We start from the raw sequence: 12,625 nt of genomic DNA, 5'->3' as shown, positions 1-12,625 counted from the left end.
ATGAATACGAAATCTCATGCTTACGAAACTCCAAATAAAAAGACAAAAGTATTCAAAAAGTTTGTGAAACATTTTGTTGATTTTTATATATTAGCAAGAATTCAATGGGGAATTATTAGGGATACTTGGTATTTGATTGTGTTTATGGCATCCATGTTTCCTTTTACATCACTATTTTTTCTAAAAGTTTTTAATGAGGATGCTTCTTTAGAGACAATTACGAGAATCATCGTTGGTAACATTGTGTTTGCAATTGTCCTTATGGGCTTAACCAGTGTAGCACAGGATATTTCCCATGAAAAAAATCAGGGACATTTTATTTATTATGCTTCTTTACCTATTTCTAGAATAACGTTTATTTTATCTGTTTTATTAAAGGGCGTTTTATCTGCTATACCTTCTATTATCATCTTGGCAATTGTTGGCCAATCAATGTATGGCATTACACTCCAATTTCATATTGGAATAATTCCAGTCATACTTTTTGGTATACTAAGTTGCGTTGGTGTCGGAGTTTTGATTGGTTTTTGGTCAAGAACTCCACAGGTTGCAGCTATTTGTGGACAAGTTGCAATGATGTTTATTACTTTTATGAGTCCTGTAATGGTAGAAATTGAATCACTACCTTCGATTATACAGTATATTTCATATGTATTACCGACAACATATTTGTCAGAAGCACTTCGACTACTATTTCAAGGTATTTGGTCTACCGCCGTTATACAGGATTTAATCGTGTTAATTGTGTTTAGTTTATTTTCAATTTTGCTAATTATTAAATTTATTAAATGGAGAGAAAGTAATTAACCATTTTGATAAAGGGAGGGGATTTTGTGTCTAAACAGAGATATCCTTTGACACACCCACAAAAAAGGGTTTGGGAAACTGAAAAGTTTGTTCAACATTCTCCGATATCAAACTTAATTGGAACAATTAAAATCAAAGGTTTATTGGATTTTAATAAATTTGAACAAGCTATCAATCTATTTATACTTAAAAATGACGCTATCCGGATTCGGTTAGTAGAAAATGATGATGGAGTAAAACAGTATATTTCACCTTATCATGAGAAAACAATTCGAATTGTTGATTTGCAACAAAATAATAAAACGTTTGATGAATGGATTGCTCAAGAAACTAGTAAACCGTTTAATTTATTGGGTTCTGATTTATTTGAATTTATAACTTTTAAAAATGGTAGCAATGAAAGTGGATTGATGGTCAAAATTCATCATATTATTTCGGATGCTTGGTCTATTCATTTAATGGGAGATAAAATTATGAAAGATTATATGGATCTATGCAATGGTCTAGAAGTGAGTATGAACAAAGATCATTCTTACATGGATTTTATCACCCGTGAAAATAATTATAAATGTTCCAAACGATTTATAGAAGATGAGAAATTTTGGTTGGAGGAACTTCGTGATATACCTAAGCCAATAAGATTAAAAGAAGGAAATATAGCATTTAGAGGTACGAATGCAAAGCGAAGAACCTTCAATTTATCTTCTGAGATTACGTCAGAAATATATCAATTTTGTAAGATACATGAGATATCTGTTTTTACATTTTTTCTATCGATTCTATCGATTTATCTAAAAAGGATAACTGATCAAAATCATTTTGTCTTAGGTACAACTATTCTCAATAGAGTTAATCCGAAGGAACGTAAAACATTTGGTATGTTTGTCAGTACCATGCCGTTTAAGGTGAAGTTGAATGATGATATCACAATTATGGAATTTATGAAACAAACAAGCCGTAAGCAAATATCATTGTTACGAAGACAGCAGTATCCGTTTGATTTACTAACTAGAAAATTAAGAGATAAATATAATCATACTGAACGATTATTTGATATATCCTTAACCTATCAAAATTCAAAATTGCATCTCGATAAAAACGAAGCCATAAAAGGAAAATATGAAACAGAATGGCATTTTTCAGGACATGAGATTAATTCGTTAAGTATTCATATCAGTGATCGTGAAGAAAAAAATGAGTTGATGCTTGATTTTGATTATTTAACAGAATTATTTACGGAAACGGAAATTGAAAATCATTTTAGTAGGATTGTTCAAATCATCATGAATTTATTTGCTTATGGTGATAAAGGAATATCTGAATTAGAAGTAATTTCAACGGATGAAAAGTACCAGTTGTTAATGGCGTTTAGTGGTGAGAAGTCAGAATATGATAGAACAAAAACGATTCATCAGTTATTTGAAGAACAAGTAACCAAAACACCAAACAAGACTGCGGTTGTGTTTGGTCATCAAAAACTAACTTATCAACAATTGAATAATCGGGCAAATCAGCTTGCACGTTTATTGCAAAAAAAAGGTGTCCAACCTTTGACACGTGTCGGAGTTATGGTTGATCGCTCAATTGAAATGTTGGTCGCTATTTTTGGGATAATGAAAGCTGGTGGGACGTACATTCCAATTGATCCTAATTATCCAACTGGTAGAATTAATTACATGATTAATAATAGTTGTATAAAACTATTATTAATTAATTCGCAGATTCATAATGTGGAATTTGATGGTTGGAAAATAAACCTTACAGATTTGAGAATTGATCAAGAAAGTGAAGAAAATTTACCTAATTTAATGAACGCTCATGACGCTGTTTACATAATGTATACATCTGGATCGACTGGGAGACCAAAAGGTATTAGTATTGACCATCAATCCTTACATAATTTTATTCATGGATTTACTCGTACAGTAGATTTTTCGTCAAATCAAACAATTCTATCCCTTACTTCTATGTCTTTTGATCCATTTGTAGTGGAATCTTTTCTTCCATTGTCTTTAGGAATGACAGTTGTTATTGCAGATGAAGAACAAAGGAAAAACCCGGAGAAAACAAAGAATTTAATTCGACAGCATGAAGTGGATGTTATCCAACTTACACCGTCACGCTTACAACTTTTGCTAGAGGATGAAAATAATAATTCTTTGCATCATTTACAAATGGTACTAGTTGGCGGAGAGGTGCTGACAAAAAGTCTAGTTCAAAAGCTGAAACAAAGAACAAATGCGAAGCTTTATAACATTTATGGTCCAACGGAAACAACTGTATGGTTAACCGTCAAAGAAATGGATGCTTCTCCTAAGCTGATAACGGTTGGGAAGCCAATTGCAAACAAAGAAATATATATTCTCGATAAAAATGAACAGTTACAACCAATAGGAGTGATTGGTGAATTATGTATATCAGGTGAGGGAATCGCAAATGGGTACCTTTCAAATCAAGGTGTCTCATCATCTGAATTTGTGGAGAATCCATTTAAACCAAACCAAAAAATGTATAAATCAGGAGATTTAGCAAGATGGCTACCTAACGGAGAACTAGAAATTATTGGTAGAAATGATGATCAAGTAAAAATTCATGGCATACGAATGGAATTAGGAGAGATTCGAAATCAGATTATGAGTCACCCAAAAATTGATGAGGCGGTTGTTGTTGTTAAAAAGTATAATGAAGAGCAACATCTTTGTGCATATTATATAGCCAAAGAACCTGTTTCATTGGAAGAAATCAGGGGGTACTTAACGTTCAATTTACCAAGTGCGATGATTCCAACATATTTCTTTCCACTGAATCAAATGCCGTTAACACCAAATGGTAAAGTTGACAAAAAAAACTTACCGCTTCCATATACAAATAATCAATTGAAGAATGTTTATACAGCCCCAAGGAGTGACATTGAAATAAGATTAACTAAGATTTGGGCAAGGATTTTTAATAAAAACTTCTTGGAAATTGGTATTAACGATCATTTTCTTGATTTGGGTGGTCACTCATTAAAAGCGATTGAGCTGGTAACTAGTGTACAAAAAGAATTTCAGGTCGATTTATACATTAAAGATATATTTCAATATACAACGATTAAACGATTATCAGAATATATAGAATCCTCAGCCCTTGTAGAGCGAGGAAAAATAATGCCTGTTGCGTATAGAAGTAATTATCCTGCTTCAAGCTCTCAAAAACGCTTATTTATTATTAATCAAACTAACAATACAACAAATTATAATATGCCGGGCGTTTTTGAAATCCATGGTAAAGTGAATGAAGAGCAAATAAATGAGATTTTCCAAAAAATCATTGAAAGGCATGAAGCTTTTCGAACATCTTTTAGAATTGTTGATGGTATCACAGTACAAGAAATTCATCGTAATGTAAATTTCCATGTCACATCAATAATGTTACAAAACCTTGACTCTACAGAATTGATTCATTCGTTGATTCAACCATTTGACCTATCGAAAGCACCATTACTTCGTGTGTACTTGATTCATGTACAAAAAGATAAATGGTTGTTATTTGTTGATATGCATCATATTATCTCAGACGGTACATCCATAAAAATTCTGATTGAAGATTTTATTCAGTTATATGAAGGTAAGAGTTTGTCACCACTTAAAGTACAATATAAAGATTTCTCTAATTGGCAAGAAACATATTTACTTTCAGATGCCATGAAGAAACAGGAAGATTATTGGTTAAATGTTTTTTCAAAAGAGATACCCGAATTAAATCTTCCAATAGATAGAGCAAGACCATCCATTTCTTCATATGAAGGAGACCATCTAACATTCGTGATAGAACGTGGATATCTTTCTAAATTAAAAGAGATTGCAAGAAAGCAGGAAGCAACATTATTTATGGTTGTTTTTTCAATTTACAATATCCTGTTAGCTAAGTACAGTGATCAAGAGGATATCACGATAGGCATTCCAGTTATTGGTAGGAAAAATAATGAAGTTAAAGATGTTATTGGAATGTTTGTAAATACATTAGCTATAAGAAGTTATCCAGATTCAACGATGCAATTTAAAGAATTTTTAGGGCATGTGAAAGATAATTTACTAAAAGCATATGAAAACCAGGAGTATCCATTCGAAAATCTAATCAATATGCTTGATTTACCTTTTGATAGAAGTAAATCACCTTTATTTAATACTATGTTTACGATGCAAGATACAAAATTTGATTCCCTAACTGTGGGAGATTTATCAATTCATCCTGTTGAGGTAAATAATAAAGATATAAAATTTGATTTGGGTTTTGAGGTGAAAGAAAAAACGGAAGAGCTTGAAGTGAAAATAGAATATAGTACAGAACTGTTTAATCGTGAAACAATACAAAAAATGAAAAGGCATTTTATGGAAATTGTTGACCGAGTTACCAATGAAACAACTGTACTATTATCGGATATACAACTGTTAAGCAAAGAGGAACAAAATAAACAAATTTATGAGTGGAATAACACACAACAATTAATTGATATATCAAAAGGATATCATGAACGATTTGAGGAACAGGTGAATCGTACGCCAAATAATGTTGCGATAATTGAAAATCATCGTTCCCTAACTTATAAAGAAGTAAATGAGAGAGCTAATCAAATTGCTCGCTATTTACGGTCAAATGGTATAGCGTCTGAGAGTATTATTGGAATTATGCTAGAACGATCATCCGACATGATTGTAGGAATACTAGGGATTTTAAAAGCTGGTGCAGCCTATTTACCAATCAATCCGAATTTACCTTTAGAAAGAATGAATTACATCATTCAGGATAGTAAAATAAACATCTTATTAACAAATGGTTCTGTGGAGCAAGATATTATATTTTCAGGATCAATTATAGATATGAATGATAGCAAAATTGAGCAACTAGATAACAAAAATCTTCATCTTGTTACAAAACCTAATAGTCTTGCATATGTCATTTACACCTCGGGGTCAACTGGTAAACCTAAAGGAGTAATGATTGAACATCAATCTCTAATTAATAGGATTCAATGGATGCAGAGTAAATACCCTTTAACAGAAGCTGATATTATTATGCAAAAAACACCGTTTACTTTTGATGTATCTGTATGGGAATTGTTATGGTGGTCCTTATATGGCGCTAAAGTATATATGCTTCCACCAAATGGTGAAAAAGAACCAGTAGTGATTTGTGAAGCAATTGAGAAGCATGAGATTACTGTTATGCATTTTGTGCCAACAATGTTTACTATGTTTTTGGAACACCTAAAAAATTATAAAGGATCTTATGACTTTAGTCACTTGAGGAGAATATTTACTAGTGGAGAAGCATTATTGAACACTCATGTTTCTGTGTTTTATGAATATTTAAACAAACGGTTTGGAACGAGATTAACGAACTTATATGGACCAACTGAAGCAACGATTGATGTTTCTTATTATGATTGTGATGATGTTACGACATCTATTATTCCAATTGGAAAACCTATATCAAATATGTCTCTTTATATCTTGAATAAACATTATCAAATACAACCTGTTGGAGTAGAAGGAGAGCTGTATATAGCGGGAATTGGACTTGCTAGAGGATATTTAAATCGAAAAGAATTAACAGATGAAAAATTTATTGATAATCCATTTATTCCAGGAACAAAAATGTATCAAACAGGTGATATTGCGAGATATTTGCCTGATGGAAATATTGAATATTTAGGGCGTACTGATGAACAGGTAAAAATACGAGGAAATCGTGTGGAAATAGGGGAAATTGAAACAAACTTAATTTCACATGAAGAAATAGTGGATGCAGTTGTAATTCCAGTACAGGATGAAAATGGTAGTCATGAATTATATGCGTATTATATTGCAAATCAACCCATCTCTAATTTGGAGTTGCGAAACTATCTATCTAAAATGTTACCAGATTATATGTTGCCTTCTATGTACGTTTGTATAGACAGTATTCCATTTAATGCAAGTGGGAAGGTTGATCGCAAAGCCCTGGTGCAGTTGAAGGATATTACGAAGAGTAGAAAATACGTAGCACCAAGGAATGATATTGAACAAAGGTTAACACAGCTCTGGGCTGATTTTCTTAATATAGATGCACAACAAATTGGAATTACGGATAGCTTTTTTGAATTAGGTGGTCATTCTCTTAAAGCTGTATCCATCATTTCTAAGATATATGAAGAATTTGGTGTTCAATTATCGTTGAAAGATATATTCCATTCACCAACGATAATTGAACAAGCAGAAATATTATTTCAAAATTGTAATAGGGAGAAGTACGCCAAAATTGAAATTGCTAAAGAAAGAGAATATTATCCTCTTACTTCTTCACAAAAAAGTTTGTATATCTTAGAACAGATAAATGAGATGGACACTAGTTATAATCTATCAGAGGTATTGTTACTTAAAGGAGTGCTAAATAAAGAAAAGTTCAGGGAGAGTTTACAGAGACTTGTGGATAGACATGAATCGTTAAGAACAAGTTTCTCTTATAAAAATGGTGAACTCATTCAAGTGATACACAAAAACAAAAAATTTGAAATTATAGAAGAAGAGGGGGCTTATTGTGATATTGATAAACTAATTGAACAATTTATAAAGCCTTTTAATTTAAATAAAGCCCCGCTATTTCGAGTTAAGTTAATTAACCTTGAAGAAAATGAGTATCTATTGTTATTTGATATGCATCATATCATTGCAGATGGTATTTCATTAGACATACTGATTCGTGATTTTATTGCATTTTATCATGATACAGAATTACCAAAGCTTGAGGTGCAATACAAAGATTATGTTCTTTGGAAAGAAAATCTGTTGAATACAGAAAGAATGCATAGACAAGAAATGTATTGGAAAAAAGTCTTTCAAAATAAAGTTTTGCAATTAAATTTACCATATGATTTTACGAGGCCTAACCGTTTAACAGTTGAAGGGAAAACAATTTCAACAGTACTAGATAAACAGACCTCTTCAACATTACGCTCCATTGCTGCAAGATTGGAAAAAACATTATATGTAGTATTATTCGGTGTTTATAATGTTCTCTTATCAAAATATACTGGTAATACGGATCTTGTTGTAGGTACTCCTACTGCAGGTAGGCGGCACCCGGACGTGAAGAACTTAGTTGGGATGTTTGTGAATACATTAGCCATTCGGAGTTATCCTGAAAATGAAAAAACTTTCTTAGATTATTTAGAAGAATTAAATGATTCCATTCTAGATGCTTATGAGAATCAAGATTATCCATTTGAAGAGTTACTAGATGAACTTCATATTGAGAGATCTGAAAGTGGAAACCCACTATTCAATACTATGTTTGATATGAAAGTAAGTAATCATGAGATTAGTATGGATGGATTAAGAATCAAAAAGTATCCATTTAATAGAGGTACTTCTAAATTTGATTTGAGTTTAGAAACGGAAGAATTAGATGAAAGATTTATTTTCAGGTTTGAATACAATACGTATTTATTTAAGAATGACACAATTCAGAAAGTAGCAGAAGACTTTTTGAAAATTTTAGAGATTTTGGTTAAGAATCCACAAATATTGTTAGCTGAGGTTCAATTAGAAAATGAAATTCAGGAATTAGAACCAGTGAGTATGGAAGACATAGAATTTTCTTTTAATAATTAGGAAAATAATTCTTGTGAAATCTTATTAATCCTCATTTTGTTTTACTCGCAAACAGTAGAGAGAGGTTTTTCTCCCTCTCTCTATTTCATCCTTATAAGGGAGGGAAGGTAATGGGTTTTTCTAAGCAAGTGTTACTAAATAGCGGAAAATACCAAAAAGAAAAGGCATACTGGCAGAAAAAATTATCAGGGAGCTTTCATCCAAGTAGGTTGCCAAGAGATTTTAAGAATACAAAACAGGTTAAACCAACAACGGAAGAAATTCAATTTAAAATTCCGGACCATATGTTTAAAAAGATTTATCAAATAACAAACGGTTCAGAGGTTGGGGTATTCTTAATTGTAGCTACATTAGTGAATGCAATTTTATATCGATACTCAAATGACGAAGATATTGTAATTGGCATTCCTGTTTTTAAACAAAAAGATGTGGGCAATTATATAAATGATAGATTAGTCATTCGAAGTAAACTGAATGAAGATATAACTTGGAAGGAGCTCCTTACACAGATTCAACAATCCGTTAAAGAAGCAAATGAGCATCAAAATTTTCCTTATGAAGAAGTAGTTAAAGTAATCACTGATACAAACTTCATAGATAATTCCCTATATAAATTACTTTTGAGGTTTGAAAATTTACATCATAATGTTATTCACAATATGATGGAACAGGATTTGATTTTTTCCTTCCAACTTACTGATATTCAATTATTATCGACTATTCAATACCGTTCGGACTTGTATAGTACCGAAACTATCAAGAGATTTTTTCAGCAATTTATTATTGCTTTAGAGGCTTTTTGTGAAAACACAAATGATAAAATATCTAATCTGGATTTAATTACAGAAGAGGAAAAAAATCAATTATTATACGAATTTAATAAAAAATCAGAGATCACTGATTATGCTCAGACACTACATCAACTCTTTCAAAAATCTGTAGCAAATCATTCTGAACAGATAGCAATAGTTTTTAATAATGAAAAAATAAGTTTTCAAGAAATAAATAAAAAAGCTAATCAACTTGCTCGAAAATTACAAGACTTAGGCGTAAAGCAACGTGATTACGTAGGAATTATGATTGACAATTCAATAGAAATGATCATTGGAATTCTTTCCATATTAAAGGCGGGTGCTGCATATGTGCCAATAGACCCTTCATATCCAATCGGAAGAATCAATTTTATGCTGAATGATAGTGATATAGGTGTATTACTATCTTCATCACTATTAAAACAACAATTGAATAAGTTAGATTATAGCAATAAAGTTGTATTGTTAGATAGTCAAAATATTTATGTGGGAGAATCAACTGACTTAAATCTAGCAAATCCAGATGCTCCTGCATATGTTATCTATACATCGGGTTCAACAGGAACACCGAAGGGAGTATGCATTGATCATAAAAGTGTCGTTCAATATGTGAATCATTTTATACATGAATTTCAGTTGAATAAAGACGACAATGTTCTATTGCATTCATCCTTTGCATTCGATGCATCTGTTGAACAACTATTTCCAATATTATTGGTCGGTGGAAGATTGGTTGTTCCACGCAAAGAAGAATTAATGGATATAGCAGGCTTAAAAAAATTAATTGTGGCACAAGGCGTTTCAATTATAAGTTGTACTCCTTTAATTCTAAATGAATTTAATAAACAAGAAGAGTTAAAGCAGGTAAGAACGTTTATAAGCGGAGGGGATGTATTAAGAAAAGAACATATTTCAAATCTTTTAACATATTCTACTGTTTATAATACCTATGGGCCAACTGAAGCAACGGTGTGTGCAACCTTTTATAAAATTAAAAAGGAAGATAGTGGGAAAATCCTGATAGGAAGGCCTATTCCTGATAAACATATATACATTTTTGACAGGAAAGAAAAGCTAGTACCAATTGGAATTCCAGGTGAAATCTATATATCTGGAAGAGGTTTATCAAAGGGATATTTAAATCAGCCGCATCTTACAAATGAAAATTTTGTTGATAATCCATTTATACCTGGTGAAAAAATGTATAAAACTGGTGATATTGGAAAGTGGATGCATGATGGGACAATAGAATATATCGGAAGAATTGGAAATCAAGTAAATATAAGAGGGTATCGAGTAGAGCTAGAAGAAATAGAAAAAAACTTACTAAATCATCCAGCCATACAAGAAGCTATCGTTATGATTCAGACAAATACCATAGGCAATGAGGTATTGTGTGCTTATTATATTTTGAACAATGATTTATCAACTGTAGAGCTAAAGAATTATTTGAGAGAGTATTTACCAGAGTTTATGATACCAACAGAATTTATTGCTATGGATAAGTTTCCAAGTACAGTTAATGGGAAGCTAGATTATAATATGTTGCCAAAGCCAACCGTAGCTAGAAGTAACCAAGAACACCAAGTGAAACCAAAAAATGCAACAGAAAAATTGCTTGTGAAAATATGGTCCGAGGTATTAGGAATAAAAGAAGAAGTGATTGGGATAGAGGATGATTTCTTTAAGTTAGGAGGCCACTCTTTAAAAGCTACAGTATTAATTGCTAATATATTTAGGGAGTTGCAAGTGGAGATTCCGATAAGGGAATTTTTCCAGGAGCCTACTATTAAAAATCTAGCGTTTTATATACAGACTGTTCGAAAAAAAGAATATGAGTCAATAAAGCCTTTGAATAAGCAGTTATATTACCCTGTTTCAGCTTCACAAAACAGATTGTTATCTATAGCAAAATTGGATGAAAGTAGTGTGAATTATAATATCCCGGGCGCATTTTTAATAGAAGGTTTATTAAATAAAGCACGATTTGAGAAGGCTTTTTATTCACTTGTTCAAAGGCATGAATCACTTAGAACATCCTTCCGATATGTAGACTTTGAGGCAAAACAGGTAATACATGAGAATGTAGATTATCAAATTGATTTTATCTATGCTTCAGAAAATGAGTTATCAACTATTATTTCAAGATTTGTCCGAGCATTTGATTTAGAAAGTGCACCACTTTTTAAAGTCATGTTAATTGAAATTAATGAGAATAAACATTTATTTTTAATTGATATTCACCATATTATTTCAGATGGTTATTCAGTTGATTTAATGGTAAATGAATTTGTTCAATTATATAAAGGAAAAGAATTACCGGAGCTTCATATTCAATATAAAGATTACGCTGCGTGGCAAAATAACTTTCTGAAATCTGAAATAATAAAAAAACAAGAACAATATTGGTTAAACCAATTTTCAGAGGAATATCCTGTGCTGCAGTTACCGACGGATTATACAAGACCTTCTGTAAAGGTTTATGAAGGGGACACTATATCAGTCCATATCGGAAAAGAATTAACATATAGCATGCATCAAATAGCCGCGGAAAAAGGCATGACTTTATTCATGTTATTGTTAGCTGCGTACAATATTCTCCTTTCAAAATATAGTGATCAGGAGGACATCATTGTCGGTGTTCCGATTTCTGGTAGATGTCACCCCGATGTGGGAAATATAATTGGAATGTTTGTAAACACTCTTGCGCTTCGAAATCGCCCTAAAAAGGATAAAACATTCTTGGAATTTTTGGATGAAGTAAAAAAATCTACATTGAATGCATTTGAAAACCAAGACTATCCGTTTGAATTGTTGGTGGAAAAATTAAAAGTACAGCGTGATACTAGTCGAAATCCTATTTTTGACACGATGTTTACATTTCAAGATTCCAGTTACTCCAAATTTAATATAGATGGATTGCAATTTTCGCCATGGGAAATAAAGACGAATTCTTCTAAATTTGATCTTTCCTTATATATAACCGAAGTGGAAGAGGGCTTACATGCACAATTCGAATATAGTACAGAGCTCTTTAAGAAAGATAGTATTGAGAGATTGAGTGAACATTTTTTAGCCATTTTAGAAAAAATTTCTGAATCATCTAATATAAAGTTAGCGGAAATAAAGATGATAAATCGTGAAGAAGAGAAGTTACTCCTTCATGATTTCAATCAAACTCAATATGACAATCATAATAATACATTATTACATGAATTATTTGAGAAACAAGTAGAGCGAATACCAGACAAGGTAGCACTTCAGTTTGCTGGACGAACGATGACTTATAAAGAATTGAATGAACAAGCGAATCAACTTGCGAGGAAAATAAGAAAATTAAAGAGACAAGGTGAAGAAGAATTTCTTGTTAGT

3 protein-coding genes are annotated in these 12,625 nt (G+C 31.7%); all 3 read left to right on the top strand.

Annotated elements, in window-relative coordinates:
• Positions 1–807: an ABC transporter permease gene (locus tag MR107_RS17780; RefSeq protein ID WP_242292570.1), complete on the top strand. Its 807-nt coding sequence runs from the start codon at positions 1–3 to the stop codon at positions 805–807.
• Positions 808–833: 26 nt separating this feature from the next.
• Positions 834–8,441: a non-ribosomal peptide synthetase gene (locus MR107_RS17775; RefSeq protein WP_242292569.1), complete on the top strand. Its 7,608-nt coding sequence runs from the start codon at positions 834–836 to the stop codon at positions 8,439–8,441.
• 110 nt (positions 8,442–8,551) lie between these two features.
• The coding region (locus tag MR107_RS17770; RefSeq protein WP_242292568.1) for an amino acid adenylation domain-containing protein at positions 8,552–12,625 on the top strand (4,074 nt) is incomplete at its 3' end.

The sequence above is a fragment of the Bacillus cereus group sp. BfR-BA-01441 genome (genome assembly GCF_022663075.1).
Taxonomy (GTDB): Bacteria; Bacillota; Bacilli; order Bacillales; family Bacillaceae_G; genus Bacillus_A; species Bacillus_A cereus.
Note: the sequence above shows the minus strand (reverse complement) of the source record. Positions and strands in the feature narration are given on the sequence as shown.